At 72.9% G+C, this 24,676-nt stretch carries 30 protein-coding genes; 16 read left to right on the top strand and 14 right to left on the bottom strand.

The window, feature by feature from the left end:
- Window position 1 precedes the first annotated feature (1 nt).
- Complete coding sequence (locus AB0K00_RS38130; RefSeq protein WP_363531144.1) at window positions 2-520, top strand: DUF6882 domain-containing protein; 519 nt, start codon at window positions 2-4, stop codon at window positions 518-520.
- Window positions 521-580: 60 nt separating this feature from the next.
- Here AB0K00_RS38130 and AB0K00_RS38125 read toward each other — a convergent pair whose 3' ends face one another.
- On the bottom strand, window positions 581-1,018 hold the full coding sequence (locus tag AB0K00_RS38125; protein ID WP_363531141.1) for a nuclear transport factor 2 family protein: 438 nt from the start codon (window positions 1,016-1,018) through the stop codon (window positions 581-583).
- A 67-nt stretch (window positions 1,019-1,085) separates the two neighbouring features.
- Between AB0K00_RS38125 and AB0K00_RS38120 the strand changes: the two genes are divergently transcribed.
- The gene (locus AB0K00_RS38120; RefSeq protein ID WP_363531138.1) at window positions 1,086-1,652 is read left to right on the top strand and encodes a helix-turn-helix domain-containing protein; all 567 of its coding nucleotides are present in this window, start codon (window positions 1,086-1,088) and stop codon (window positions 1,650-1,652) included.
- A 4-nt stretch (window positions 1,653-1,656) separates the two neighbouring features.
- Here AB0K00_RS38120 and AB0K00_RS38115 read toward each other — a convergent pair whose 3' ends face one another.
- From AB0K00_RS38115 to AB0K00_RS38100, 4 genes are all read right to left on the bottom strand, one after another.
- Window positions 1,657-3,570, bottom strand: coding sequence for a cell wall-binding repeat-containing protein (locus AB0K00_RS38115; protein ID WP_363531135.1), 1,914 nt, complete (start codon window positions 3,568-3,570; stop codon window positions 1,657-1,659).
- Between the two features lie 69 nt (window positions 3,571-3,639).
- Window positions 3,640-3,963, bottom strand: a complete 324-nt coding sequence (locus AB0K00_RS38110; protein WP_363531132.1) for a Rieske (2Fe-2S) protein — start codon at window positions 3,961-3,963, stop codon at window positions 3,640-3,642.
- The gene (gene nirB, locus AB0K00_RS38105) at window positions 3,960-6,419 is read right to left on the bottom strand and encodes a nitrite reductase large subunit NirB (RefSeq protein ID WP_363531129.1); all 2,460 of its coding nucleotides are present in this window, start codon (window positions 6,417-6,419) and stop codon (window positions 3,960-3,962) included. Before nirB ends, AB0K00_RS38110 begins: the two co-directional genes overlap by 4 nt.
- A 2-nt stretch (window positions 6,420-6,421) precedes the next feature.
- On the bottom strand, window positions 6,422-6,769 hold the full coding sequence (locus tag AB0K00_RS38100; protein WP_363531126.1) for a molybdopterin oxidoreductase: 348 nt from the start codon (window positions 6,767-6,769) through the stop codon (window positions 6,422-6,424).
- Between the two features lie 162 nt (window positions 6,770-6,931).
- Here AB0K00_RS38100 and rox point away from each other — a divergent pair, with 162 nt between their 5' ends.
- On the top strand, window positions 6,932-8,362 hold the full coding sequence (gene rox / locus AB0K00_RS38095) for a rifampin monooxygenase (RefSeq protein WP_363531123.1): 1,431 nt from the start codon (window positions 6,932-6,934) through the stop codon (window positions 8,360-8,362).
- Between the two features lie 3 nt (window positions 8,363-8,365).
- Here rox and AB0K00_RS38090 read toward each other — a convergent pair whose 3' ends face one another.
- From AB0K00_RS38090 to AB0K00_RS38080, 3 genes are read right to left on the bottom strand one after another with little or no spacing between them, the layout of a single operon-like run.
- The gene (locus tag AB0K00_RS38090) at window positions 8,366-8,794 is read right to left on the bottom strand and encodes a PPOX class F420-dependent oxidoreductase (RefSeq protein ID WP_363531121.1); all 429 of its coding nucleotides are present in this window, start codon (window positions 8,792-8,794) and stop codon (window positions 8,366-8,368) included.
- A gap of 44 nt (window positions 8,795-8,838) precedes the next feature.
- Window positions 8,839-9,675, bottom strand: a complete 837-nt coding sequence (locus AB0K00_RS38085; protein WP_363531118.1) for a sugar nucleotide-binding protein — start codon at window positions 9,673-9,675, stop codon at window positions 8,839-8,841.
- Entirely contained in the window at window positions 9,672-10,442 is a 771-nt protein-coding gene (locus tag AB0K00_RS38080) for a class I SAM-dependent methyltransferase (protein ID WP_363531115.1), read from the bottom strand. The genes AB0K00_RS38085 and AB0K00_RS38080 overlap by 4 nt, the downstream gene beginning before the upstream one ends.
- 199 nt (window positions 10,443-10,641) lie before the next feature.
- On the opposite strand from AB0K00_RS38080, the gene AB0K00_RS38075 reads away from it, so the two are divergent.
- Window positions 10,642-11,322 (top strand): alpha/beta hydrolase, encoded by a 681-nt coding sequence (locus tag AB0K00_RS38075; RefSeq protein ID WP_363531112.1) that lies wholly within the window; start codon window positions 10,642-10,644, stop codon window positions 11,320-11,322.
- Between the two features lie 40 nt (window positions 11,323-11,362).
- Here the strand turns inward: AB0K00_RS38075 and AB0K00_RS38070 are convergent, their stop codons facing one another.
- Both AB0K00_RS38070 and AB0K00_RS38065 read right to left on the bottom strand, forming a co-directional pair.
- Entirely contained in the window at window positions 11,363-11,935 is a 573-nt protein-coding gene (locus AB0K00_RS38070; RefSeq protein ID WP_363531109.1) for a GNAT family N-acetyltransferase, read from the bottom strand.
- Between the two features lie 27 nt (window positions 11,936-11,962).
- Window positions 11,963-12,640 carry an SDR family oxidoreductase gene (locus tag AB0K00_RS38065; RefSeq protein ID WP_363531106.1) on the bottom strand — a complete coding sequence of 226 codons (678 nt, stop codon included), beginning with the start codon at window positions 12,638-12,640 and terminating at the stop codon, window positions 11,963-11,965.
- A 67-nt stretch (window positions 12,641-12,707) separates the two neighbouring features.
- On the opposite strand from AB0K00_RS38065, the gene AB0K00_RS38060 reads away from it, so the two are divergent.
- From AB0K00_RS38060 to AB0K00_RS38050, 3 genes are all read left to right on the top strand, one after another.
- Window positions 12,708-13,076, top strand: a complete 369-nt coding sequence (locus tag AB0K00_RS38060; protein WP_363531103.1) for a MerR family transcriptional regulator — start codon at window positions 12,708-12,710, stop codon at window positions 13,074-13,076.
- 116 nt (window positions 13,077-13,192) lie between these two features.
- Complete coding sequence (locus AB0K00_RS38055; RefSeq protein WP_363531101.1) at window positions 13,193-13,495, top strand: hypothetical protein; 303 nt, start codon at window positions 13,193-13,195, stop codon at window positions 13,493-13,495.
- A gap of 114 nt (window positions 13,496-13,609) precedes the next feature.
- Window positions 13,610-14,308, top strand: a complete 699-nt coding sequence (locus AB0K00_RS38050) for a glycosyltransferase family 2 protein (protein ID WP_363531098.1) — start codon at window positions 13,610-13,612, stop codon at window positions 14,306-14,308.
- Window positions 14,309-14,312: 4 nt separating this feature from the next.
- Here AB0K00_RS38050 and AB0K00_RS38045 read toward each other — a convergent pair whose 3' ends face one another.
- On the bottom strand, window positions 14,313-15,485 hold the full coding sequence (locus AB0K00_RS38045; RefSeq protein WP_363531096.1) for an erythromycin esterase family protein: 1,173 nt from the start codon (window positions 15,483-15,485) through the stop codon (window positions 14,313-14,315).
- An 82-nt stretch (window positions 15,486-15,567) separates the two neighbouring features.
- Here AB0K00_RS38045 and AB0K00_RS38040 point away from each other — a divergent pair, with 82 nt between their 5' ends.
- From AB0K00_RS38040 to AB0K00_RS38030, 3 genes are read left to right on the top strand one after another with little or no spacing between them, the layout of a single operon-like run.
- A complete protein-coding gene (locus AB0K00_RS38040) occupies window positions 15,568-16,293 on the top strand; it encodes a TioE family transcriptional regulator (protein ID WP_363531093.1) in 726 nt (241 codons plus the stop codon).
- Complete coding sequence (locus tag AB0K00_RS38035) at window positions 16,259-16,810, top strand: hypothetical protein (protein WP_363531090.1); 552 nt, start codon at window positions 16,259-16,261, stop codon at window positions 16,808-16,810. Before AB0K00_RS38040 ends, AB0K00_RS38035 begins: the two co-directional genes overlap by 35 nt.
- Window positions 16,788-17,126 carry a hypothetical protein gene (locus tag AB0K00_RS38030; RefSeq protein WP_363531087.1) on the top strand — a complete coding sequence of 113 codons (339 nt, stop codon included), beginning with the start codon at window positions 16,788-16,790 and terminating at the stop codon, window positions 17,124-17,126. The genes AB0K00_RS38035 and AB0K00_RS38030 overlap by 23 nt, the downstream gene beginning before the upstream one ends.
- 21 nt (window positions 17,127-17,147) lie before the next feature.
- Here the strand turns inward: AB0K00_RS38030 and AB0K00_RS38025 are convergent, their stop codons facing one another.
- Both AB0K00_RS38025 and AB0K00_RS38020 read right to left on the bottom strand, forming a co-directional pair.
- A complete protein-coding gene (locus tag AB0K00_RS38025; protein WP_363531083.1) occupies window positions 17,148-17,636 on the bottom strand; it encodes an NUDIX domain-containing protein in 489 nt (162 codons plus the stop codon).
- Between the two features lie 9 nt (window positions 17,637-17,645).
- Window positions 17,646-18,218 (bottom strand): AAA family ATPase, encoded by a 573-nt coding sequence (locus AB0K00_RS38020; RefSeq protein WP_363531080.1) that lies wholly within the window; start codon window positions 18,216-18,218, stop codon window positions 17,646-17,648.
- Window positions 18,219-18,485: 267 nt separating this feature from the next.
- On the opposite strand from AB0K00_RS38020, the gene AB0K00_RS38015 reads away from it, so the two are divergent.
- The 3 genes from AB0K00_RS38015 to AB0K00_RS38005 all read left to right on the top strand — a co-directional run bounded on the left by AB0K00_RS38015 (window position 18,486) and on the right by AB0K00_RS38005 (window position 21,184).
- Window positions 18,486-19,808, top strand: coding sequence for a serine/threonine protein kinase (locus AB0K00_RS38015; protein ID WP_363531077.1), 1,323 nt, complete (start codon window positions 18,486-18,488; stop codon window positions 19,806-19,808).
- Window positions 19,809-19,950: 142 nt separating this feature from the next.
- On the top strand, window positions 19,951-20,295 hold the full coding sequence (locus AB0K00_RS38010; RefSeq protein ID WP_033364323.1) for an RNA polymerase-binding protein RbpA: 345 nt from the start codon (window positions 19,951-19,953) through the stop codon (window positions 20,293-20,295).
- 70 nt (window positions 20,296-20,365) lie between these two features.
- Window positions 20,366-21,184 carry a pentapeptide repeat-containing protein gene (locus AB0K00_RS38005; RefSeq protein WP_363531366.1) on the top strand — a complete coding sequence of 273 codons (819 nt, stop codon included), beginning with the start codon at window positions 20,366-20,368 and terminating at the stop codon, window positions 21,182-21,184.
- Here the strand turns inward: AB0K00_RS38005 and AB0K00_RS38000 are convergent.
- Window positions 21,150-21,482 (bottom strand): STAS domain-containing protein, encoded by a 333-nt coding sequence (locus tag AB0K00_RS38000; protein ID WP_363531075.1) that lies wholly within the window; start codon window positions 21,480-21,482, stop codon window positions 21,150-21,152. The genes AB0K00_RS38005 and AB0K00_RS38000 overlap by 35 nt on opposite strands.
- Window positions 21,483-21,550: 68 nt before the next feature.
- On the opposite strand from AB0K00_RS38000, the gene AB0K00_RS37995 reads away from it, so the two are divergent.
- The 3 genes from AB0K00_RS37995 (at window position 21,551) to AB0K00_RS37985 (ending at window position 24,635) form a co-directional block, all read left to right on the top strand.
- Complete coding sequence (locus AB0K00_RS37995; RefSeq protein ID WP_363531072.1) at window positions 21,551-22,939, top strand: MFS transporter; 1,389 nt, start codon at window positions 21,551-21,553, stop codon at window positions 22,937-22,939.
- 136 nt (window positions 22,940-23,075) lie between these two features.
- On the top strand, window positions 23,076-23,483 hold the full coding sequence (locus tag AB0K00_RS37990; RefSeq protein WP_363531070.1) for a YciI family protein: 408 nt from the start codon (window positions 23,076-23,078) through the stop codon (window positions 23,481-23,483).
- 6 nt (window positions 23,484-23,489) lie between these two features.
- On the top strand, window positions 23,490-24,635 hold the full coding sequence (locus AB0K00_RS37985; RefSeq protein WP_363531363.1) for a DUF6596 domain-containing protein: 1,146 nt from the start codon (window positions 23,490-23,492) through the stop codon (window positions 24,633-24,635).
- Window positions 24,636-24,676 lie beyond the last annotated feature (41 nt).

Here is a 24,676-nt window from a genome sequence, read left to right as displayed (position 1 = left end):
CATGGGGATCTTCAAGCGTCGCGCCGCCGCACCCGTCGACCTGGCCGTCCTGATCATGCAGGGCGAGGACATGATCGACCAGCTGGCCGAGGCTCACCGGTCCTGGGGCCTGGGCACCGCCGACCGGTGGGGCCTCGACCAGCGCACCGGCGTCATCACCTGGACGTTCCCGGACAAGACCGCGACCGCGCCGGCGCAGATCCTGGGCAGCTTCAACGCCTCGACGTCGTCGTGGGTCTGGGCGTGGGCCAACTCGAGCATCCTGCCCGGCCTGTGCCGCGACGCCGAGGCGGTGCGGGCCTGGGGCGAGGAGCACGGCCAGGGCGCCTTCACCCAGGCCCGGCTCGACGTCGACGAGGAGGTCGCCGCCACCCTTGTCGCGGTCGCCGTGCGGGTCACCGGCGCGACCGGCTTCTACCGCGGTTCCGGCACCGCGTCGGTGCCGGTCATCACGTTCGGGCCGGTCACCCTCACCGCCGCCGACGGCAGCACCTCGATGTTCACCGTCGACATCGCCTGACGGCCCCGGCCGACGTCATCGGCCGCCGGCGCCGTCTGGTCGCGCCGGTCACCGGGGGCGTCAGGCCGCCGTCAGCGCGGCGGCGAGGTCGGCGGTCCGGCCGAGCAGCCGGGCCGTGGCGATCGGGTCCATGTAGTCCTGGTAGGACACGATCTCGCCGTCGCGGACCCGGATGACGCCGAGGGCGCGGAACCGGTACGCCTCGCCGGTCACCGCGGACCGCCCGTGGTGCTCGATCTCGGCGACGACCACCTCGGGGTCGTCGGTGTCGCGGACGAGCGCGTCGACGCCGTCCATGTCGAACAGCCGCCGGGAGCCCGCCGCCGCGCCGTGGTAGGCGCGGATCGCGTCCCGGCCGCGCAGCTCCCGCGGCTGGCCGGGCAGCGCGAACGGGTATTCCAGCACGCCGTCCTCCGCGAACAGATCGGCGAAGGCGATCCCCTCACCGGCGACCATCCGCCGGACCTGCTCGGCGACGTCACGCGGGCTGTGCACCATGGCTCCTCCAGTACAATCGGAACGATGACCCCGGTTAGACGATACGGAACGGTGGCCCCGGTTAGCAATGGCTTCTGCTGAGCAACCCCTGCGCGCCGACGCCCGGCGCAACCGCGACCGGATCCTCGTGGCCGCCCGGGACGCGTTCGCCGAGGCCGGCTTCGCGGTGCCGCTGGACGACATCGCCGCCCGCGCCGGCGTCGGCCCCGGCACCGTCTACCGGCACTTCCCGACAAAGGAGGCCCTGTTCCAGGCAGTGATCACGGCCCGGGTCACCGACCTGGTCACCGCCGCCCGGCAGCACGCCGACGCCCCGGACCCCGGCGCCGCGTTCTTCGCCTTCCTCACCCACCTGGGCGCCGAGGGCGCCACCAAACGCGACACGTCCGACGCCATGACCGTGCCCGGCCCCCTGCTCGCCGACCTGCACGACGCGGTCGCCACGCTGCTCGCCCGCGCTCAGGACGCCGGCGCGGTCCGCCCCGGCGTCACCGTCGACGACCTGCTCACGTTCCTCAAGAGCCTGTTCACCGCCGTGCACGACGGCCCCGACCCGGGCAGGGCCGAACGCCTCTTCACCGTCCTCATCGACGGCCTGCGCCCACCGCAGGCACCGCCCGCCGCGACGCCCTGACCCGCTACCGGCGGGTGCCGCGCGGGTGCTGCGCCCCCGCCGATGCGGTGGACGTCTCGGTGTACTGGACGTAGTCGTAGGCGCCCGGCGCCGAGATCGCCTCGCCGAGCGGCCCGACCAGGCTCTCCTTCAACGCGAGCGGCCCGCCGAGCAGCACCGCGTACGCCAGGGACCCCGAGTGCTCCGAGAAGTACGCCTGGGTCGCCGGTCCGAGGTCGCCGGCGGAGCCCAGCAGCAGCGGGCCGCCGTTCGCGCCGATCATCGCGCCGCCGGTCAGGGCGTCGAACCAGGTCGTGGCGGTGGCCACCGCGGCGGTCGCCGGGGTGGGGAAGAAGTACCTGGCCACCTCGACGGCCGTCTCGAACTCCGTCTGCCCGTACAGGACCATGGGAACGAACGTCGTCGGCCAGGCCGGCAGTTGCCCGCCGAGCTTCGCGTTGCGCAGCGCGGCCATCGCCGGGCCGCCGACGGCGATGATCCGGGTGCCGCCGGCGTGCGACAGGTCGGGGTCGAACGTGTTGAGGTACGCCGCGGTCGTGGCCGGCATCGCGTCACCGGCGCAGAGCACGACGACGGTGCCCGGGTTGGCGCCGGCGGCGGCGCCCGCGGCGAGCGCGTCGTAGTACTTCAGCGACGTGGCCACGATGATCGTCGACGGGGTGGCGGTGATCGCCTTCGCGATCGCGATCGCGGTGGCGTACTCGTCGGCCCCCCACAGCCGCACGACCGGGTATCCCAGGGCCGTGACCTGCGACTCGACCTGCGCCGACAGCGCGACGGTGCCACCCAGCAGATACACCGTGCCGGTGCCGCCGAGGACCCGCTGCAGCTCCGCCTGGGTGCCGGCGTCCAGCTTCTTCGGCGGGGTGATGAGCAGCGGCCCCTGCTTGACGATGGCCAGGGCGGACCCGCCGAGGGCGTCGAAGTACGTGTCGTCGCGGGACAGCACGACCGCCTTCGCCTGCGCGCGGACGCCGTCGTCGACGCCGTGGTCGGCCCAGTTGTACCGCGACGCCGCCACCGCCGTGCCGAGCGCGGTCTGGCCCCAGACGCGTTCGACGGTGTTGCGGTTCACCGGCTGGCAGGTCGGCTCGCTGCCCTTGGCGACCAGGGTCTGGACGGTCTTCGTGCCGAGGTCGATCCGTTTGATCTTCGGGGTGCCGCCCTCGACGCTGGTGAACAGGATCGCCAGGCCGTTGGTGGCCCAGGCCGGGTCGGTGTTGGCGGTGCTGGCGGTGTTGCCGGGCGTGGTCAGCTGGGCGGCGCCGGTGCCGTCGGCGTTCGCGGTCCAGATCTGCCCGCCGCGGACGAACGCGAGCTTCGCGCCGTCGGGCGAGAAGTCCGGGGCGGTGGCGTCGGTGATGAGCTTCGACACGGCGGTGGGGCCGGCGACCCGGTACACGTCGGTGCCGCGCTGGTAGACGATCGTGCCGTCGGCGGCGACGGCCGCGGCGGAGGCCGTGCCGTCGTTCGGCACCGCGAACTGCCACCTGCCGGTCACCAGCCGGCTGTCCCGGGTGGCGTAGCCGGCGGTGATCCCGGTCTGATGCGTGTAGACGATGCAGCCGCCGTCCGGGGTGAACGCCGGCTCGGTGACGGGCGTGGCCATGACACCCATGATGGTGACCGGTTCGCTGCCGTCGGCGCGCACCGAAATGATGTTGAGCCCGTTGGAGTACACGAACCGGCTGCCGTCCGGTGCCCACGTCCCGGATCCGGCGGCGACGCCGGTGGCCAGGACCCGGGGGTCGCCGCCGTCGGCGTCCGCCCACCAGATCTTGTCGGCGTACTTGTACGTGATCCCGGCGGTCTTGCCGGGCAGCGACGCGTTCGCCGTGCGCTGGCCCGGGATCAGCCCGGACATCGCCGTCCCGGTCGCCGCGGCGACAGCTCCGAGCATCGCGGAGCGTCGTGTCAACGCGAAGGACACCGTTCCCCCATCAGGTCGCCGGGTGATCACCCGGGCCATCCTAGGGGTTGCGACCGGTCACTTGGTGACCACCACGTCGCCGTCGGCGTCGATGTGCACGGCATAGACCCGTAGCGGCGGCTGGCCGGTGGTGGAGCAGCCGGTGGCCAGGTCGTACACGTGCTGGTGCAGCGGGCAGATGACGACCTTCGCGTCGATGAGCCCGTCGGCGAGGGGACCGCCGGCGTGCGGGCAGACCGCGGACACGGCCCGCAGCCCGCCGCCCCGCAGCCGGAACACGGCGACCTGGTCCCCGTCGACCGCGTAGGCGCGGCCCTCCCCGACGGGGATGTCGGCGACCGGTCCGAGCCGGTGCGTGCGCCCGGTCTCCACGGCGGTCATCGGACCGGCACCTGCGGCAGCACGACCAGCGGCAGCGACGTGCGGAACTGGCCCGGCACCGACGGGTCGAGGCCTTCCTTCCACGGGTCGCGGTACGCGGCCACGGCGGCCTCCATCCGTTCGTCGAGGCCCGCGCCGAGGCCCTCGCTGTCGGCGACGATCAGGTCGCGGAGCCGTTCGATGCCCAGCCGCGGCACGAACGCGTACGTGCGCTCGAGCCAGTTGGCGTTCTCCCGGTAGTACTGCAGGAACCGCCCGGTCAACGTCATGACCTCGTCGGCGGTGTCGACGGTGGCGAGCAGGTCGCCCTTGCGGATGTGCGCGCCGGCGGCGCCGCCGACGTAGATCTCCCACCGGCCGCCGTCGATCGCGACGACACCGAGGTCCTTCACATACGCCTCGGCGCAGTTGCGTGGGCAGCCGGTGACGGCGAGTTTCATCTTGCCGGGGCTCTCCAGGCCCTGGAACCGGGTCTCGATCGCGATGCCGAGCGCGGTGGAGTCGCCGACGCCGAAGCGGCAGTAGTCGGAGCCGACGCACGTCTTCACGGTCCGCATGCTCTTGCCGTACGCGTACCCGGACGGCATGTCCAGGTCGGCCCACACCTTCGGCAGGTCCTCCTTGCGGATGCCGAGCAGGTCGATGCGCTGCCCGCCGGTGAGTTTCACCATCGGCACCGCGTACTTGTCGGCGACGTCGGCGATGCGGCGCAGCTGGTCGGGGGTGGTGACGCCGCCCTTCATCTGCGGCACGACGGAGAACGTGCCGTCGCGCTGGATGTTGGCGTGGACCCGGTCGTTGATGAACCTGGCGCCGCGTTCGTCGACGTAGTCGTCGCCCCACAGCATCCGCAGCAGCGAGACGAGTCCCATCTTGCTCTTCGCGTCCTCCTCGCCGCCGGCGAGCGCGTCGAACACGGCGGAGACGCTGCGCAGGTCCTGGGCGCGGATCGCCGCGATGAGTTCCGGTTTGTTCATCGGTACGCCCGGCACGTACCAGTTCGCGGCCGGGTCCTCGGCGGCGGCGCCTCCGGCGGCCCAGTCCACGATCTGTTTGACGAGGGACTTGCAGGACCCGCAGCCCTTCCCTGCCCGGGTGCGGTCCATGACCCCGGACAGGGTCTTCGTGACGGCGGTCGCGTCGACGATCGCGGCCTTGCTGACACCGTTGCAGTTGCACACCTGCGCTTCGGGCGCGAGCTCCGCGGCGCTTTCGGAGTCGGTGGGGCCGCCGAGGTCGAACAGCAGCCGCACCCGCTCCTCCGGCAGCGGCAGGCCCTGGTCGAACGCCTGCATCAGGTACCCGACCTTGCCGACGTCACCGAGCAGGGTCGCGCCGACGAGCCGGTCGTCGCGGATGATGACGCTCTTGTACACGCCGCGGCTGGGCTCGGAGAACACCACGAACTCGTCGCCCGGCGCCGGGGTCGTGATCCCCATCGCGGCGACGTCGACACCGGCGACCTTGAGCTTCGTCGCGGTCCGCGACCCGTGGTAGGCGGCCGTCGGGTCGGCGCCGGTGACGTGGTCGGCGAGCACCCTCGCCTGCTCCCACAGCGGCGCGACCAGCCCATACGTTTCGCCGCGGTGCTGCACGCACTCCCCCACCGCGTAGATGTCGGGCTCGTCGACGCAGCGCAACTGGTCGTCCACGACGATGCCGCGTTCCACGACGAGCCCGCTGACCTCGGCGAGCGTCGTGTTGGGCCGGATCCCCGCGGCAACCACGACCATGTCGCAGGCGATGACCCTGCCGTCGGCGAACCGGACGCCCTGCACCTTGTCCTTGCCCTCGACCGCCACGGTACGGGCGGCGAGCTCGACGGTGATCCCGAGCCGCTCGACGCTGGCCTTCAGGATCGCCCCGCCCTGGGCGTCGAGCTGCGCGTTCATCAGGTGCCCGGCGGCGTGCACGAGCGTGACCGCCACCCCGTACTGCTGCAGGCCCCGGGCCGCCTCCAGGCCGAGCAGCCCACCGCCGATGACGACGGCCCGCTCATGGTCACGCGCGTAGCGGATCATGCCGCGGGTGTCGTCGATCGTCCGGAACGTGAACACGCCCTGGTGGTAGCCGCGTTTCGGGTGGTGCATGTGCTCGATCGGCGGGATGAACGGCCGGCTGCCGGTGGCCACGATCAGCTTGTCGTAGCGCAGCTCGGTGCCCTGCGAGTCCAGGACCACCTTCGCGAACCGGTCGATGCGTTCGACCCGGACCCCGGCGCGCAGGTCGATGCCGTTCGTGGCATACCAGGGCAGGCTGTTGAGGAAGATGCCGTCCTCCTCCTCAGCCCCGGACAGCACGTTGGACAGCATGATCCGGTTGTAGTTGCCGTACGGCTCCTCACCGAACATCGTGACGTTGAACTGGTCCCGGCCGCCGCGTTCGAGGATCTCCTCCACCGCCCGCGCGCCGGCCATCCCGTTGCCGACGACGACCAGCCGCTGTTTGTCGGACACGGCTACACCTCCACCAGGCCGAGGTCCACCACGATCGACCCGGCGACACCCTCCGGCGCGCCGACGAGCAGCTCCACGACGGTCCCGCCGTCGAGGTCCTCGACGACCCGCAGCGGCACGTGCACGTCGCTCTTCGCGCCGATCGGGAAGTACCGCATCGGCCGGCCGTCGCGGGTCAGCACCACGTACACGAGGTCGTCGGTGGTGTTGCCGCCGCGGAAGTACACGGTCTGCGCGATCACCCCGGCCGGCACGGTGTAGCTGAGCGCGGCGTCCAGCGGCACCGGCGACTCGATCCCTTTGCCGACGAACGGGAACACACCCTGCAGGAAACGTGGCGTCGACTGCACCTCTGCCGTCCTCTCCGCAGGACCGGCACGGACGGCCCTGACTGCCCCTGATCGTGGCCAGCCGCCGTTACACCCCAGTACCGCCCCTGTTACGCGCGGTGGTGCGTGTCCTCTTCGGTCCCTGGTGCACGCTGTGAGGTACGGCTACGAGGGGGACGTTCCATGATCGACGTGATCATCGCCGGCGGCGGGCCGACCGGCGTGATGCTGGCCGCCGAACTACGGCTGCACGGCGTGGGTGTGCTCGTGCTGGAGAAGGAGCCGGAGCCGACGAAGGTCGTGCGGGCGCTCGGCATCCACGCGCGCACCATCGAGGTGCTCGACCAGCGCGGCCTCCTCGACGGGTTCCTCGCCCTCGGCCGGCAGCATCCGCTCGGCGGCTTCTTCGCCGGCATCAGCAAGCCACCACCGGACCGGCTCGACACCGCGCACGCCTACGTGCTCGGCATCCCGCAGCCCGTCATCCTCCGCCTGCTCACCGAACACGCCGTCGCGCTCGGCACCGAGGTGCGGCGCGGGGCCGAACTGGCCGGCCTGAGCCAGGACGGGGACGGGGTGACCGCCGAGCTCGCCGACGGCACGCGGCTGCGGGCGCGGTACCTCGTCGGCTGCGACGGCGGCCGCAGCACGGTCCGCAAGCTCCTCGGCATCGGCTTCCCCGGCGAGCCGTCCACGGTCGACACGCTGCTCGGCGAGATGGAGCTGACCGCGTCGATGGAGGAGGTGACCGCCGTGAACACCGAGGTCCGCAAGACCCAGCTCCGCTTCGGCGCCATGCCCCTCGGCGACGGCAGGTTCAGGGTCCTCGTGCCCGCGGACGGCGTCGTGCAGGACCGCGCGGTCCCGCCGTCGTTCGAGGAGTTCCAGCGGCAGCTGCACGCGACCGCCGGCACCGACTTCGGCGTGCACTCACCGCGCTGGCTGTCCCGCTTCGGCAACGCGACCCGGCAGGCCGAGCGGTACCGGGACGGCCGGGTGTTCCTGGCCGGCGACGCCGCGCACATCCACCCGCCGACCGGTGGGCAGGGCCTCAACCTCGGCGTCCAGGACGCGTTCAACCTCGGCTGGAAACTCGCCGCCGCGGTCAACGGCTGGGCACCGGCCGGGCTGCTGGACAGCTACCACCTCGAACGGCACCCGGTGGCCGCCGACGTGCTGGACAACACCCGCGCCCAGATGCACCTGATGTCCCTGGACCCGGGCGCCCAGGCGGTCCGCCGGCTCCTCGCCCAGCTCATGGACTTCGACGACGTCAGCCGGTACCTCACCGAGAAGATCATCGCGATCGGCATCCGCTACGACTTCGGCCCCGGCCCCGACCTGCTCGGCCGCCGGCTGCGGGACGTGCCGCTCAACCGCGGCCGCCTGTACGAGCTGCTGCGCGGCGGCCGCGGCCTGCTGCTGGATCAGACCGGCCGGCTGTCGGTGACCGGCTGGGCGGACCGGGTCGAGCACGTCGTGGACGTCAGCGAGGAGCTGGACGCCCCGGCGGTCCTGCTGCGCCCGGACGGTCACGTCGCCTGGCTCGGCGACGACCAGCAGGACCTCCTGCAGCACCTGCCCACCTGGTTCGGCGCCCCCGCCGGCCGGTGACGGTCAGCCGATCCGTTCGCCGTACACGTGCTCGACGGTCATCGTCATCAGCACGCGCCGGTCGGACACCATCACCTGCCGGTACTCGTCCCAGTCGGGGTGTTCGCCGGCTGCGCGCCGGTAGTAGTCGACGAGCGCCTCGACCTCCTCGCCGTGCGGGTCGGTGCCGGGGCCGGTGAGCGTCGCGACGCCCTCCGCGGTCGCCCACTCCAGGCCGTCGGCGCTGGTGACCTCCAGGGCGGCGCGCGGGTCGCGGCGCAGGTTCGCCGTCTTCGCCCGGCCCTGCGTCATCGACACGAGGATGACGGCGGCGGCACGGTCGTAGAACGGCAGGACCGGCGACAGCTGCGGCCGGCCGTCGGCCTTGATCGTGGCCAGGACGCCCAGGCGGCTGACGGCGAGCAGGTCCCGCGGGTCGAACGTCGCGTTCACCCCGCCAGCCTATCCGGCGCCGCGCCCGGATCCGGCCGGCCAACTCAGGCGGGCAGCGGCGCGGCCATGAACTGCGTCACTGGGCGCAGCGGGGTCCGCAGCAGCGACCGGGCGAGGGTGCAGTCGAGCCGGACGTCCAAGGGGCGGCCCGGCAGCACGTCGGCGCTGCGGGCGGCCGGGATCGACGCCGGGTCGAGGCCGTCACGGGCCGCGACCAGCAGCCCCAGGTCGTAGCGGCTGACCGGTTCGGGGCCGGTGACGTGCAGCGGGCCGTGCCAGTCGGCGCCGGCCAGTTCGAGCAGGGCGTCGGCGAGGTCGTCGACGTGGACCGGCATGCGGATCTCGTCGGTGAACAGGGCGCCGGTGCGTTCCCGGGAGGACAGGGCGTGGGTGAGGACCTCGTGGGCGCCGCGGCCGTCGCCGAGGATCGTCGAGGTCCGCACGAGGACCGCGGCCGGGGCGATCGCCTGCACGGCGGTCTCGGCGGCGGCCTTCGCGGCACCGTACCGGTACGTCGGGTCCGGCAGCGCGTCCTCGGTGTAGTGGACCTCCCGGCCGGAGAACACCGCGTCGCTGGACACGTGCACCAGCCGCGCCCCGGTCGCGGCGGCCGCAAGGGCGACGTGGGCGGCGCCGTCGGCGAGGGAGCGCCAGTCGCCACGGTCACGGCCGCCCGCCGCGTGGATCACGGCATCCGGTCGCAGGTCGCGGAGCACGGCGTCGACCGCAGCCCGGTCCCGGATGTCGAGCCGGACGTCGGCGGCGCCGTCGGGGCCGCTGAAGTGGGTGCCGATCGGGGTCCATCCGGCGGCGGTGGCTCGCTCGTACACCCGGCGGCCCAGCGAGCCGGTCGCGCCTGTCACCAACACCCGGCCCGTCACGGACCGGACGATACCGGCTTTCCGGCGGTGCGGTAGACCGAGACGTGGCCGGGCGAGTCGGCGGTGAACTCGGTGCCGCGCCAGTCGGCGTGCCGGCTTTCCAGGTCGAACCCGGCGAGCTGGCCCATGAGGTCGAGCTCGGCGGGCCAGATGTAGCGGTGCGGGCTGCGGCCCACCCGGGCCTGCCGGTCGCCGGTGATCAGCGGGTCGAACGTGAAGTGGTGCGACACCAGGTGCTGCTGCAGCACGTCGAAGGTGTCCACCCCGAGGTAGCCGGGTTCGGCGGCGAAGACGACGGCCGGCTGGCCCGGCGGGAGGCGGCGCAGGTCGGGGACCTCGAGCTCGATCACGAACCGGCCGCCGGGGGCGAGGTGGCGGGCGGCGTTGCGGAAGCACGCGACCTGTTCGGCCTGGGTGAGCAGGTTCGAGATGGTGTTGTACACCAGGTAGACGAGCGTGTATTCGCCGGGTGCGGTGGCGGTGGCCATGTCGCCGACGACGACGGGGATCGCCGCCTCGTCGGCCTTCTCGCGCAGCCGCTGCAGCATCGCCTGGGACAGTTCGATGCCGGTGACGGGGACGCCGCGGGCGGCGAGGGGGACGGCGACGCGGCCGGTGCCGATCGCGAACTCCAGGGCCCGGCCACCGCCGGCGAGCGCCGCGAGGCGGTCCACGGCGGGCCCGACGACGTCGGGCGCGAACATGCCGGTGCCGGGCGTGTCATACCGGGCGGCGGTGTCGGCGTCCCAGATGTCCTCTTGTCGCATGCCCTTGACCATTGCCGCACTGCGGGCGGTGTGTCCACCGGATTAGCTGCTACGGTCTGCCGGTATCTGATCGATGGCAGGAGGTGAGACCCGTGCACGCAGGCACAGGCCGGGCGCTCCCTACCCCCATGGTCGTGCGGCTCATCTGACCCAGGTGGCCGTCGGGCGCCGGCAACACGGCATCCCGAAAGGCAACCTTGTGCGTCACCTCTCCGAGACGACCGCTGACGGCGTCTCCACCCGGCACTTCACCCTCGGCGACGTCCCCGGCGTGCTCTGGACACCGGCCGGCGCGCCGGCAACCGGCGGCGCGGCGTTGATCCTGCTCGCCCACGGCGGCCGCCAGGACAAGACGGCGCCCACGGCGCGCGCCCACCGGTACGTGCGCGACCTCGGCGTCGCGGTCGCCGCGATCGACGCGCCCGGCCACGGCGACCGCCCCCGGATCGCCCCGCCGTGGCACGGCCGCCCGACCGGTGAACAGGTCATCGAGTTCAACGCGCGGCTGGCCGCGCAGGCGGTGCCGGAGTGGCGGGCCGTCATCGACGAGCTGCGGCCCGGCGGGCCGGTCGGGTTCGGCGGCGCGTCCCTCGGCACCGGGATCGGCATCCCGCTCGTCGCGGCCGAGCCGAGGATCGCCGCGGCCGTGCTGGGGCTCGCGGCCGGGCCGGTCGACGTCGCGGCGCGGATCACGGTCCCGGTCCAGTTCCTGCTGCAGTGGCACGACGAGCTGGTGCCACGCGACGCCGCCCTGGCCTTGTTCGACGCGTTCGGGTCGGCGGACAAGACGCTGCACGCCAACCCCGGCGGCCACGGCGACGTGCCGGCGTTCGAGCTCGACAGCTCGGCCCGGAGCTACGCCAGGCACCTCCTGGCGTAGCTCCTGCCGGCGGCGTCGAGGTCGCGCACGCACGCCAGGCTCATCCGTGGACCCTGGCGTGCAGGTGCATGTCGTGCCAGCCGTCGAGGTGGCGGACCTCGCCGCGTTTGGTGCCTTCGAGGTGGTAGCCGGCGCGGTCCGCCACCCGGCACGACGCGAGGTTGCGTGTCGAGTGGCAGACCTCGACGCGGTGCAGGCCGAGCGTCCCGAACGACCAGCCGGTCAGCGTGTCGAGGGCCCGCCCGGCGACCCGGCGGCCGCGGGCCGCTGGCAGCACCCAGTACGACACCTCCGCGTGACCGGCGGCGAGGGTGATGCGGCGGAGCCCGATCTGCCCCGCGACCGCGCCGCCGGCGTCGGTGACGGCCCAGCCGGCGCCGGTCTCCGCCTGCCATCTGGACTGCCAGTGCTCGATCCAGTCGTGGGCCTCGTCGCCGGTCATGGACCGGCAGTGCCAGCGCTGGATGTCGGGGTCGGCGTAGGCCGCGGCGACGGTGGCGGCGTCCTCCGCCCGCCAGGGCCGTAACCGCAGCCCGTCGGCGCCGTCCAGGGTCGGCTGGGTGAGCGCGGCGAGGGTCCCGGCGGGCAGCGCGGGTGGCACGAGCGACGGCACACCACCGACCCTAAGGCCCCACCCGGTTCAGGACACGCCGGCGAGGGCTGCCTTGGCCGCGCGGCTGGCGTCGTCGACGAGGACCTCGGGCCGTCCGGCGGCGACCCCGTCGAGGGCGGTAGCGGCCACGTACGCCGGGTCCAGCTTCGGCACGTCGAAGCCGGCCATCATGTCGGTGTCGGCGGCGCCCAGGTGCACGCCGGTGACGGCGGTGCCCTGACCGGCGAGCTCGAGGCGGATCCCGTTGGTGAGGCTCCATTGGGCGGCCTTCGCGGCGCTGTAGGCGTTGGCGCCGTCGTAGTTCGCCCAGGACAGCAGCGACAGGACGTTGAGGATCGCGCCGCCGCCGTTGCGGGCCAGGACCGGCGCGAACGCCCGCACGACCCGCAGCGTGCCGAAGAAGTGCGTCTCCATCTCCAGCCGGATCTGGGCCAGGTCGCCGTCCAGCAGGTTGCTGCCCGTGGCGACACCGGCATTGTTGACCAGCAGGTTGACGTCCTTCGCGACGTCGGCGGCGGCCTCGACGCTGTCCGGGTCGTTGACGTCCAGGCGCAGCACCCGCACCCCGGGCAGGTCGACGCCGCGCGGGTCGCGGGCCGTCGCGTACACCATGCTCGCGCCGCGGTTGAGCAGTTCCTGGGCAAAGTGCCGGCCGAGGCCACGGTTCGCGCCCGTGACGAGCGCGACCGATCCGTTGATCTCCATGTCGGCTACGCTAAAACCTGACGTTGACGTCAGAGGCAAGTGTTGCCGGTGTGGGGAGGATCGCAGGATGCGGATCGGGGAACTGGCGGCAAAGGCCGGCGTCAGCGTGCGGGCGCTGCGCTACTACGAGGAGCAGGGCCTGCTCGGCGCCACCCGCACCCCCAGCGGGCAGCGCACCTACCCCGACGGCGCCGTCGAGCGGGTCACGCTGGTGCAGCAGCTGTACGCCGCGGGCCTGTCCAGCCGCCGGATCCTGCAGCTGCTGCCGTGCGTGTACACCGGCTACGCCACCCCGCAGACGCTGGAGCTGCTCGCCTCGGAACGCGACCGCATCGACGCGCAGATCACCGGCCTCGCCGCCACCCGCGACCGTCTGGACGCCGTGATCGCGGCGGCAACGGCCAGCGTCGCCGACGGCTGCGCCCCCGTCCGGTAGCGAACCGCTCCGCCGGGCGTGTCCCGACGCCCTCCCGACCCAATGCACGGGATCGACGGCGCCACCACGTGGAACGCCGGGCCGCTGCCCAGGCCAGCGGGTGCGATCATCGTGCGGTGACCGACGAGCAGGCGCGCGTGCTGGCGCGGGGGACGAACGTCGCGGTGACGCAGCTGGGAGGCCGCGCGTTCCCGGGCATCCACGTGCAGGGCGACACGTTCAGCGCGCTGCGGCAGCAGTTCGCCGACGCCGCCGACCGGCTGCGGCCCGCTGCCAGCGACCGGGAAGCGGTGGAGGACCTCGACTACGCCGTCGAGGAGATGACCGACATCCTGCGCTACTACGAATCCGTGCTCGCGGCGCACGACATCCGGCTGCCGTACTTCCGTGCGGGCGCCGACGGGCAAGGCCCGCGGTGACCCCGGTGGCCGCAGCGCGACCGGCCGGACCCGCACAACGCATCCGGTGTCACCCGCGCGGGTGACACGACGCTACTGTTCCATGGCCTGGACCCCCCGTCCCCGGAGTACCTGATGAAGCTGTCGATCCTGATGCCGGTCTACAACGAGGAAGTTCGCGTCGCTGACGCCGTCAAGCAGGCGCTCGATGTGGATTATCCGACCGAGACCGAGCTTGTCATCGTGGATGACGGGAGCCGGGACCGCACGGCGGAGATTTTGAACGGGTTGCATGATGAGCGGATCCGGGTGGTGTTGCATCCGCGGAACAAGGGCAAGGGTGCGGCGATCCGGACCGCGGTGGAGCATGCGACGGGTGACTACATGGTCATCCTGGACGCGGATCTGGAATACGATCCGCAGGACATCCCGAAGCTCCTCGAACCGGTCCTGGATGGTCGGGCGACGGTGGTGTACGGGAATCGGACGTTCGGGAGTCACAGTTCGTTTTCGTTCTGGTATGTGATGGGGAACAAGGCGGTCACGACCGCGGCGAACATGCTGTACAACTGCTATCTCGGTGACCTTGAGACGTGTTTCAAACTCATGCCGGTGGAGTTGTACCGGTCGTTGCAGATCAGGTCGGCGGGGTTCGGCATGGAGGCCGAGGTGACGGGGAAGCTGCTGCGCAACCGGCACCGCCCGTATGAGGTGCCGATCAGTTACCGGGCCCGCACCCGTGAAGAGGGCAAGAAGATCACGTGGAAGGACGGCGTCGAGGCGCTGTGGATCCTCACCCGCGAACGCGTCCGCAAGCCGAAGCTCGCCCGCTGAGCGCCTAACCGCGCTGGGCGTCCTTGACGAACACGATCCCGTCGACGCCCGCCAGGTGCGCCGGGTCCAGCGGCGCGTAACCGAACCACGGCGACACCCGCGCCGCCGGTGCCACACCGCCCGCCAGCCGGCGGGCGTCCACGAGGCAGACGTCCTGCGGCTGCGCGTACAGCATCCCCTCGACCGTGTCCGGGGGCGGCGCGTCGACCCCGCGGTGGTGCATCGTGCCCAGCGCGGTGGCGAGGAACGCGTACCCGTCGCCGAGACGCGTGGTGACCAGCGCGCCGGCGCTCCACCATTCCTGCGGCACCCCGTCCATCCGCATCGTGCTCAGCTCCCGCTGCAGGTGGCCGTTGTGGGCGCTGACCAGGGTCGGGCCCCGTTCGGCCAGGGCGAGCAGGTTGCCGGCCATCATCGAGTCGCGCACGGCCAGCAGCCACGCGAGGCGGTGCGGTGACGGGTCGGCCATCCAGCGGTGGTAGCGCAGCAGGCCGACGGCGGTGCGGCCGTGCAGCCGGGCCTGGTCCCAGTCCTGCGGCGCGGACACCGCGATCAGCTGCGGCGCCCGTGCGGCCAGCAGCGCCACCAGGTCGTCGGCGAGCAGCCGCAGCCGGTCGGCGTCGGGTGTCTGCCCGACGGACCGGGACGGGTCCCGCATCGCGGCGGGCTCGGCCCACCGGTCGTCGGCGCCCAGGAGACCCTCGAGGGTGTCCGCGGTGCACGGCAGCAGCCCGGCGGCGACCCGGGCGGCAAGGTAGGCGTGCAGCGCGGTGAGGGCCTGCCGGGGGCTGGCCGCGGCGGTGATCTCCAGCGGCCCGTCGAACCCGGCGAAGCGGACCTGATCCGCCGCGGGCCGGCCGTCGTTGTACGCGCGCATCCACCGCACCAGTGCACGGTTGCCGGGGAAGGCGCCCCACTCGTGGCTGAAGCCGCCCGCCATCGCCTCGTCCAGGGTGCCCGCCCCGGTCGTGACGTACTCGTCCACCACCTGACCCAGCAGGCAGTCGCTCTCGATGGTGATCGTGCGGTACCCCTCCTGTTCGACGAGTTGCCGGAAGAGGTCGTTGCGGACGCCGAGCAGGACCTCGTCGCCGTGCGTGGGTTCGCCTAGGGCAAGCAGCCGCGGCCGGCCCGGGAGCAGTCCCATCACGGACGCGGCGGTGAGAGCAGCAGTCATACCGTCAACGGTATCGTTGAACCCGCGTTGGAAACTTCGCGACGATTCCAGCAGGACGATGACACAAAACCTTCAAACCGGCGTGCAGCTCAGACCGGTCGACCTGGCCCGCGGGCACGGCCTGTCCACGCAGGCGGTCCGCAACTACGAGGCGGCCGGCATCCTCCCGCCCGCCGCGCGCACCCCGCACGGTTACCGCACGTACACGCCGCTGCACGCGCAGGCGCTGCGCGCGTTCCTCGCCCTGGTGCCCGGCCACGGCCACCAGACCGCCACGTCGATCATGCAAGCCGTCAACCGGGACGCGACCGGCGACGCGCTGCGCCTCATCGACGACAGCCACGCCCAGCTCATCGAGGACCGCCGCACCCTGCACGCCGTGGAGGCGGCCGTCGGTGACCTCGTGCCCGTGCCGCAGGAACGGGGCAGCACGTTCGTCGGTCCGCTGTCCAGGAGGCTCGGCATCCGCCCGGCCACCCTGCGAAAATGGGAACGCGCCGGGCTGGTCCACCCGCAACGGGACCCGCAGACGGGTTATCGGGTGTACAGCGCTGCCGACGTCCGCGACGTCCTGCTGGCGCACCAGCTCAGGCGGGGTGGTTACCTGCTGGAGCAGATCGCGCCGCTGCTTGCCCAGATCCGTGCCGCCGGCGGCGTCGCGCCGCTGGAGTCGATGCTGCACGACTGGCGCGCCCGCCTGTCGTCCCGCAGCCGCGCCATGCTCAGCGGCGCCGCCGCCCTGGACGCCTACCTCCGGACAAGGACTGACGATCGTGATGCACCAGGTGCGGGAACCGGCCGGCCTTGAGCAGTGGGGACGTCCGATGTGGTGGACGATCGGCCCGGCGCAGGAGCTCGCCGTGCTGGTCGTCGCGCACCGGCACCTGACCCGCCCGTCGACCATCGCGGGGTGGCTGGGCTGGATGCCCGAGGTGCCGTTCGACGGTGTCCTCGTCGTCCGCCGCCCCGACGGCTCCGTCCATCACCGCACGATCCCGTCGATCCCGATCCGGCCCAGTCACATCGCCCTGCAACCCGGCGATCGGCTCCTCATCGCGAACGGCCGCGCCCGCATGGACGGGCAGGGCTCGTGGGAGTCGAACGCGGTGGTGTACGCCCCGGGACGGGTCGATCTGGACCGCCTACGGCGACGAGGGCATCTACGGCGGCCACCCGCAGTCCACGGCCGGGCTCGCCGGTTGGGACGGCCGGGGCCGGCTCCGCTGGACGCCGGGCGGGCGCCTGCCGCAGTGGCCCCTCGCAGGGTTCAGCGCCGCCACCGAAGGCGATCAGATCTGGTTGGTGTGGTACTCGCGGCCCGGTGAAGGCGGCACCTTCCTGACCCGGATCACACCCGCGACGGGTGAGGTGACCAGCTGGCCGAGCCCGGTGCAGTCCCCCGACGGCGTGGCGGTGCGCGGCGACCATGCCGTGCTGACCCGCCGCGCCCACAACCAGCCCTCGACCGAGGTGACCCACGCCGACCTCGTCGACGGCGTCTGGACCGCCGTGCACTGCGAGCGGGTCGCGATGCCCGGCTCCGTCGTGCTGCGCTGCGGCCAGGGCCGCGACGGGACGCTGTGGCTGCGCGCCGCGGACGTCTGGCTCCGCGTCGAGGCGGGCGCACCAGCCCCCGAATGAGGTGCACCGCGACGGCCTTTGTCAGTGCCGGAGCAGCCCAGCGACCTGGATCGGCGCCACGTGCCCGCTCGGCGGCGCACTGCGGTGCAGCTCGAGCCCGACCTCGAGGACGACGGAGCGCTCCAGATCGGGGACCTCCGTCACCGGCATCCATCGCGTCAGGTCGGTCGAGCCGTTCGTCTCGTGCCGGAGCGCTCCGCCGGTGGCCTGGACCCGGTAGAAGATGCCCACGTGGTGCAGCTCGGCGCCGCCGGGGTCACCCCATTGCACCTGTCTCGTTCGCGAGTCCACACCGAGTAGCTGCTCGACCCGGGCCTCGTAGCCGGTTTCCTCGGCGACCTCCCGGACGACCGTGTCGAACGGGTCCTCGGCATGTTCGACCTTCCCACCGGGCAGCGTCCCATGTTGCGCAACCACTGCAACTCCCTCCCCTAGTAAGACGGAAACGACCGCACCGGAAGCACCTTCTCGAACGCCACCCCCGACCTCGCACTGTGAAGCGGCTGCCACGGACCATGCTCAACTGGGCCCTGGGGACACCGGCTCGCGTAAGGCGTCCGCCAACAGCTCGTAGGTCTCCTGCACCGCCCCCACCGCGCTCGGCACCACCACCGTCCCTGGGCGCTGACGTACGACCTCCATCAGGTTGTCGTACATGGTTGCGAGCACGACATGCCCGCCGCCCAACTCGATGAGACGGTGGTGGTGGCGAATCCACGGATCGTCGCTTTCCTGAGCGCGGCGGTCGAACCGCGCGATCGCCGCTTCCCGGTCGTCGAGCAGGACGACTTCACGGAAGCCCGCCCCGTGCTGGTGCGCGAGCTTCTCAAGCTCGATGACCTCGTCGACCTTGGCGTGGTACTGGGGCAGGACGACATCGCGCCCGCCCTCCAGATGGGTTTTCGCCATGGCCCGGACCAGGGACCACACGACCGGCCACGTGTCGGTTTCCTCGTCCTGCCACCCGCCCACCAGGCGGTGCAGGGCATCGACGTCAAGATTCAACGTGCCGGGATTCCGGTCTGCGTAGAGCGCCGACAGGGTGGACTTGCCGATGCCCGGCAGGCCGTTCAGATGGATGAGCCGCGCCATCCGTCACCTCCATCGATCGCAATGCCATCAACCAGCTCTTCCAGACCGACGGTCCAGCGTGTCAGTTATATCGGGGAAATATCAGCCTCCCCGGGACCGGACACCGTTGCTGTGTGCCGTCAGGGCGCCGGCGCGCTCCTCCGCGCACATAACAGTGATTATGGTGTACGCGGTTCCGAGTGATTTAGCGGATTATCGGTAATCGCAATACGGTAATGCGGCGTGTCGTCGGGTGGGAAAGGCCGCGGAACGCATACGCTCACGGCCGTGAAAGATGCGAAGGAACGCGCCGTCGTGACCGTCCGGGTGGACCAGCCGGACGGCGGTCGCGAGCCCGGCCGGGCCGGTGACCGGGAGACGGCCCGGGGCACAACGCGGGACACGGGCCGGGACACAACGCGAGACACGGGCCGGGAGACCGCGCGGGACGAGCCGGAGCAGGATGGTGACGAACGGCCGTGTGCGCACTGCGGCCGGCCGGTTCCGCAGCGCAACGCCGCCGGGCGGCCGTTCCGGTACTGCCGCGACAACGACGGCGAATGTCAGCGCGCCGCCCGCAACGCCCGGTTGCGGCATCGGGCCTCCCCCGGCCTGAGCGGCCAGGTGGCCAGGGCGTTCGAGGTCGCCGAGCGTCTCGACCAGGTCGTGGACACCCTCGTCGAGGCGTTGCACGCGGAGCTGTCCCCCGCCGGTGTCGAACGGCAGATCGCGCACACCAGGGCGGAGGCCGCCGCCGGGGTCCTGACCGCGCACGCCGAACGCGACGATGCCCGCGCCGCGGCCCAGCACGCGCAGGCGGCCGCGAAGGTCGCCGAGGCCGCGGCCCGCGCGGCGGAGCAGGTGGCGGCGGTGGCGCGGGAGGAGACCGCGGCCGCGGACGCCGGCGCCGCCGAGGCCCGCCGCGACGCCGAGGCGGCGCACGCGGCCGCCGAAGACGCCCGGCGCGCCGCCCGGCAGGCGATGGACGAGGCCGCGGTGTTGGTCGCCGAGGCGCACCACGCCGCCGCGCAGACGGTCGCCGAGGCCGAGCGTGACGCCGCGCAGCGGGTCGAGGCGGCGCAGGTCGCGGCCCGGGACGCCGACGCGGCCGCCGCCGTGGCGGGCGTCGAACGCGACGCGGCCCGCCGGGAGGCGGCGACGGAGGCGGCGTTACGCGCGGAGGCGTACCGGGAACGCGACACCGCCCGTGCCGTCGCCGACAGCGCCGTGCGGGACCGGGAGACGGTCGAACGCGGTCTGGCCGGGCGCACGGAGGAGGCGACGAGGTTGCGGCGCCGGTTGGAGCAGGCGCAGGCGAGCACGGAACGGTTGCAGGAGGACAACACCCGCCTGCAGGATGAGACCCGCCGGCTGGAGGGTGAACTGGCCCGGGCGAGGGACCGCGCCGAGGACCTTCGTGCGCAGCTGGCGCGGGCGGTGGAGCGGGAGGTGACCGGGCAGGCGCTGCTGCAGCAGCAGTTGGCGACGCTCAGCGGCGCGCTGGCGCAACTGACCGGTTCCCGTCAACCGGCACCGCCACCTGCCGAAACTACCGGTGGTGAGGCGCGCCACGGCGGCGCCAAACTGGTCGATCATTCAAACTCAACGTAAAATAACCGTACCGACCCGGCGACTGGACTACCGCTCGTCCCGGAAGGTCGTGTAATCTGCCCGCCCGCAGTGGGAATCGTCAGACCACGTGGTGTCGTTGGTTACAACGAAGCGCAACACGATTCGAAGGGGAAGACCGACCATGGGCGAGCGCATGCTGCGCGGCAGCCGTCTCGGAGCCGTCAGCTACGAGTCCGACCGCAACACCGAGCTGGCTCCGCGTCAGACCCGAGAATACCTGTGCGCCAAGGGGCACCAGTTCGAGGTGCCGTTCGCCGTCGACGCCGAGGTCCCCATGACCTGGGAGTGCAAGTTCGACGGCAGCGTGGCCCGGCTGGTCGACGGCAATGAGCCGGAGGCGAAGAAGGCGAAGCCGCCGCGCACCCACTGGGACATGCTGCTGGAGCGGCGCTCGATCGCGGAGCTCGAGGACATCCTCAACGAGCGCCTCGAAGAGGTCCGCCACCGTCGCGGCCGCTCGGCCTGAGCGGCGGGACAACCGCATAAGCACGCAGGACAGCAAGGACGCCCCGGCGGTCACCGACCGTCGGGGCGCTCTGCGTGCCGACTGCGGCAGCTGTTTCGGGTTGTGCTGCGTCGCGCCGGCGTTCGCCCGGTCCGCGGACTTCGCCATCGACAAACCCGCCGGCCACCCCTGCCCCAACCTCGGCCACAGCGAAGGTGAAGGCAAGCACGGCTTCGGCTGCGGCATCCACACCGAGCTGCGGCCGCGCGGGTTCGCCGGCTGCACCGTCTACGACTGTTTCGGCGCCGGGCAGAAGGTCGCCCAGGTGACGTTCGCGGGCAAGGACTGGCGGCAGGCACCGTCGTCGGCGCCGCTGATGTTCGCCGTGTTCGCGACCATGCGACACCTGCACGAGCTGCTCTGGTATCTCACCGAGGCCCGGGACCTGCCGGCCGCGGCGCCGTTGCACGCCCGGCTCGACGACGCCCTCGCCGAGACCCGCCGCCTCACCGACCTGCCCGCCGACGCCCTCGCAGGAGTCGACGTCGACGCGCACCGGATGTCCGTGGTGCCGCTGCTGCGCGAAGCCAGCGAACTGGCCAGGGCGCACGTGCGGGGCAGGCGGCGGGCGTACCAGGGCAGAAACGTCATCGGCAAGGACCTGCGGCGCACCGATCTGCGCGGCGCGGACCTGCGCGGTGCGGCAGCGGTCGGCGCGGACCTGCGCGGTGCGGACCTGACCGGCGCGGACGTCACCGGCGCGGACCTGCGCGGCGCCGACCTGCGGGGCGCGGACCTGCGCGGCGCCCTGTTCCTGATCCAGTCGCAGCTGGACGCCGCCCGCGGTGACGGCGCGACCCAGCTGCCGGCGGCGTTCAGCCGCCCCGGCCACTGGACAGCGCGTCGCTGACCGTGTCGTGGACCGGGATCCGGCCGGTGAGCCCGACCGTGTCCAGCAGCCCCGCCAGGAACGGCGACGGCGCCGCCAGCCGCAGGTAGCCTCCGTCGGCGACGCACCGGTTGTGGCTGTACGCGAACGTCCCGAGCCCGATCGAGTCGCAGAACTCGACGTCGCCGAGGTCCACCACGATCCGGGACCTGCCGCGGTCCAGCGCGCCGTGCATCGCCTCACGTAACTGGGGGGCGGAGTCGATGTCGAGGGCGCCGCGCACCGCGACGAGCACGACACCGTCTTCACAGTCCGTCACTGCTACATCCATCACTCGATCCTGCACCGGTTCAGCCCGGTCCGCAGCACAGCGGGTACGTTGCTGCGATGCTCGCCCGTCTCCTCACGGCCGCGACCCTGGCCCGGACCGCGGACGCGGGCGGCGGCGTCGTGCTGCTCCTCGCGTCGGTGCGGCACACCGGCAACCCGGCGCTGGGCGCGCTGGTCCTGGCCGCGGTGATGGTCCCGCACGTGCTCGCCGGCCCGTTCGTCGGGCTCGTCACCGACCGGGCCCGCCAGCCGCGGCTCGTGCACGCGGGGTTCGCGGCGCTGTTCGGGGTCGCGCTCGGCGCGGTGCTGCTGCTGACGGGGGTGGCGCCGCTGCCGCTCGTCGTCGCTCTCGCACTGGTCGCCGGCGCCTGCGGGCCGATGATCTTCGGCGGCCTGTCGAGTCGCCTGGATGACGTGGTACTGCCGGCGCGCCGCGCTCAGGCGCGTGGGCTGGACGCGGCGACGTACAACGTGGCCGAGATCGCGGGTCCGGCGGCCGGTGCGTTGCTGGTGGCGGCGTTCGGGGTGCCGTTCGCGGCGATGGTCCTGGCGGGCGCGTGCCTGCTCGCGGCGGGAGCGCTGCTCACCGTCGCCGACCCGCACACCGCGGCCGACGTGACGGCCACGGCCACCGCCGCACCGTCCACCGCCGTCAGCGCCGCGCCGCACACCGCGGCGGGCACTGTGACCGGCAATGTGGCCGGCGCCGCGCCGGTAACCGCAGTGGGACGTGGGGGCACGGCAGGTCCGGTCGGTGCGGCGGGCGGCGACTCCGTCGCCGACGGTAGCGGCGCGGCGGTCTCGGTGGTCCCCGGTGGCGGGCCCGCGACGGCGGCGGCGCGGGTCGGGGTCCGGGACGGTCTCGCGGCGATCGTGCGGAGCCGGCCGCTGCTGGCGGTGACCGCGGCGACCGCCATCGCCTCCTACGGCGCCGGGATGATCGCCCCCGTCGCCGTCGTCCTCGGGGTCGCCGCCGGGCGCCCGGCCGGCGGTGGCCTGCTGGTGACGGCGCTCGGCGTCGGCGCGTTGTGTGGTTCGCTGCTGGTGGCGCGGTTCCCGGTGCGGCCGGCGCCGCAGCTGGTCGCGGTGGCGTGCCTGGTGGGGGTCGGTGCCGCGTTCGCCGGGCTGGCCGGTGCGGTGCTGGGTGGGGTGCCGTGGCCGGTCCTGGTCGGGGTGTTTGCGGTCGCCGGGGTCCTGGACGGCCCGCTGCTGTCCTCGGTGCTGCAGGTCCGGTCGCAGGAGGCGCCGCCGGGGACCCGCACGCAGGTGTTCACGCTCGGCGCCGGGATCAAGCTCACCGCGGCATCGGCAGGTGCGGCGACGTTCACGCTGGTCGCCGGTGCCCCGCCGGCGGTCCTCGTCGGCGTGCTCGCGGCCAGTCACCTGCTGGCCGCCGCCGTCGGCGTGGTGCTGCTGCGCGTGCGCCGCCCCGGAACCGGACAATAAGCACCGGACAACAGGCACCGACAATAGGCGGGACCCGGGCGGAACGAATGTCCCGGCGGATGTCGAGAACCGGGGCGCGGCTGCGTCCCCGCAGCGGACACGGCGACGACGGCCGTACCGCACCGAGGAGACCATGATGGCCAAGTACCTGCTGCTCAAGCATTACCGGGGCGCCCCGGCGGCGACCAACGACGTGCCGATGGACCAGTGGACGCCGGACGAGGTGGCGGCGCACGAGCGGTACATGCGTGACTTCGCCGTCCGGCTGGTGGGCACCGGCGAGTTCGTCGACGGTCAGGCGCTGTCACCGGACGGCGTGTTCGTCCGGTCGGACGGTGCGGGGCGCCCGCCGGTGACCGACGGGCCGTTCGCGGAGACGAAGGACCTGATCGCCGGTTGGATGGTGATCGACGTCGACACGTACGAGCGGGCCGTCGAGCTCGCCGGTGAGCTGTCCGCGGCGCCGGGCGCGGGTGGCAGGCCGGTCGGCGAGTGGCTCGAGCTGCGGCCGTTCATGTGTGCGCTGCCGACCATCACGGAGTGACGCGTGGTGGATGAGGTCCTGCTGCGGACCCTCACCCCGACGGTGATCGGTGTCCTCGTGCGTCGCGGGGCGGACTTCGCGGCGGCCGAGGACGCCGTGCAGGATGCGCTGGTCGAGGCGGTGCGGGTGTGGCCGGGCGACCCGCCGCGGGACGCCAAGGGCTGGCTGATCACGGTCGCGTGGCGCAAGTTCCTCGACGCGGCCCGCGCGGAGGAGTCCCGGCGGCTCCGTGAGGTCCGCGTCGACAGTGAGCCCGCGCCGGGTCCGGCGGAGGTGGTCGACGACACGCTGCAGCTGTATTTCCTGTGTGCGCATCCGTCGTTGACGCCGGCGTCGGCGGTCGCGTTGACGCTGCGCGCGGTCGGCGGGCTGAGCACGCGGCAGATCGCGGAGGCGTACCTGGTGCCGGAGGCGACGATGGCGCAGCGGATCAGCCGGGCGAAGCGGACCGTGTCGGGGGTGCGGTTCGGCCGGCCCGGTGACGTCGGCACGGTGCTGCGGGTGCTGTACCTGGTCTTCAACGAGGGCTATTCCGGTGACGTCGACCTGGCCGCGGAGGCGATCCGGCTGACCCGCCAGCTGGCCGCCAGGACCGATCATGCGGAGGTCGCGGGGCTGCTCGCGCTGATGCTGCTGCACCATGCCCGGCGGCCGGCGCGGACCGGCGCCGATGGCCGGCTGGTGCCGCTCGCCGAGCAGGACCGCGGGTTGTGGGACACGGCGATGATCGCCGAGGGCGTCGAGGTGCTGCAGGCGGCCCTGGCGCGGGACCGGCTGGGTGAGTTCCAGGCGCAGGCGGCGGTCGCGGCGCTGCACGCCGATGCCCGTTCGGCGCAGGAGACCGACTGGGTGCAGATCGTGGAGTGGTACGACGAGCTGGTCCGCCTGACCGGCAGTCCGCTGGTGCGGCTGAACCGAGCGGTCGCGGTCGGCGAGGCCGACGGCCCGCGGGCCGGGCTGGCGGCGCTGGCGGGTGTGGACAGTGCGTTGCCGCGCTACACGGCGGTCGCGGCGTATCTGCACGAACGCGACGGTGACCTGGTCGCCGCGGCCCGGTTGTACGCCGAGGCGGCCCGCTCGGCGTCGAACCTGGCCGAACGCGACCATCTGACCCGGCAGGCGGCCCGGCTCAATCTGCGGCTGCGGGGCTGAACGCCGGCGCTGGGCGCAGACGCCGGCGGGCGGCACCCCGG

Source organism: Dactylosporangium sp. NPDC049525 (assembly GCF_040676755.1).
Taxonomy (GTDB): domain Bacteria; phylum Actinomycetota; class Actinomycetes; order Mycobacteriales; family Micromonosporaceae; genus Dactylosporangium.
Note: the sequence above shows the minus strand (reverse complement) of the source record. Positions and strands in the feature narration are given on the sequence as shown.

Coding starts and splice junctions, on each gene's coding strand:
- AB0K00_RS38130 (WP_363531144.1), top strand. CDS start 2: ATGGGGATCTTCAAGCGTCGCGCCGCCGCACCCGTCGACCTGGCCGTC.
- AB0K00_RS38125 (WP_363531141.1), bottom strand. CDS start 1,018: ATGGTGCACAGCCCGCGTGACGTCGCCGAGCAGGTCCGGCGGATGGTC.
- AB0K00_RS38120 (WP_363531138.1), top strand. CDS start 1,086: ATGGCTTCTGCTGAGCAACCCCTGCGCGCCGACGCCCGGCGCAACCGC.
- AB0K00_RS38110 (WP_363531132.1), bottom strand. CDS start 3,963: ATGACCGCCGTGGAGACCGGGCGCACGCACCGGCTCGGACCGGTCGCC.
- rox (WP_363531123.1), top strand. CDS start 6,932: ATGATCGACGTGATCATCGCCGGCGGCGGGCCGACCGGCGTGATGCTG.
- AB0K00_RS38080 (WP_363531115.1), bottom strand. CDS start 10,442: ATGCGACAAGAGGACATCTGGGACGCCGACACCGCCGCCCGGTATGAC.
- AB0K00_RS38065 (WP_363531106.1), bottom strand. CDS start 12,640: ATGGAGATCAACGGATCGGTCGCGCTCGTCACGGGCGCGAACCGTGGC.
- AB0K00_RS38060 (WP_363531103.1), top strand. CDS start 12,708: ATGCGGATCGGGGAACTGGCGGCAAAGGCCGGCGTCAGCGTGCGGGCG.
- AB0K00_RS38050 (WP_363531098.1), top strand. CDS start 13,610: ATGAAGCTGTCGATCCTGATGCCGGTCTACAACGAGGAAGTTCGCGTC.
- AB0K00_RS38045 (WP_363531096.1), bottom strand. CDS start 15,485: ATGACTGCTGCTCTCACCGCCGCGTCCGTGATGGGACTGCTCCCGGGC.
- AB0K00_RS38020 (WP_363531080.1), bottom strand. CDS start 18,218: ATGGCGCGGCTCATCCATCTGAACGGCCTGCCGGGCATCGGCAAGTCC.
- AB0K00_RS38010 (WP_033364323.1), top strand. CDS start 19,951: ATGGGCGAGCGCATGCTGCGCGGCAGCCGTCTCGGAGCCGTCAGCTAC.
- AB0K00_RS37995 (WP_363531072.1), top strand. CDS start 21,551: ATGCTCGCCCGTCTCCTCACGGCCGCGACCCTGGCCCGGACCGCGGAC.
- AB0K00_RS37990 (WP_363531070.1), top strand. CDS start 23,076: ATGGCCAAGTACCTGCTGCTCAAGCATTACCGGGGCGCCCCGGCGGCG.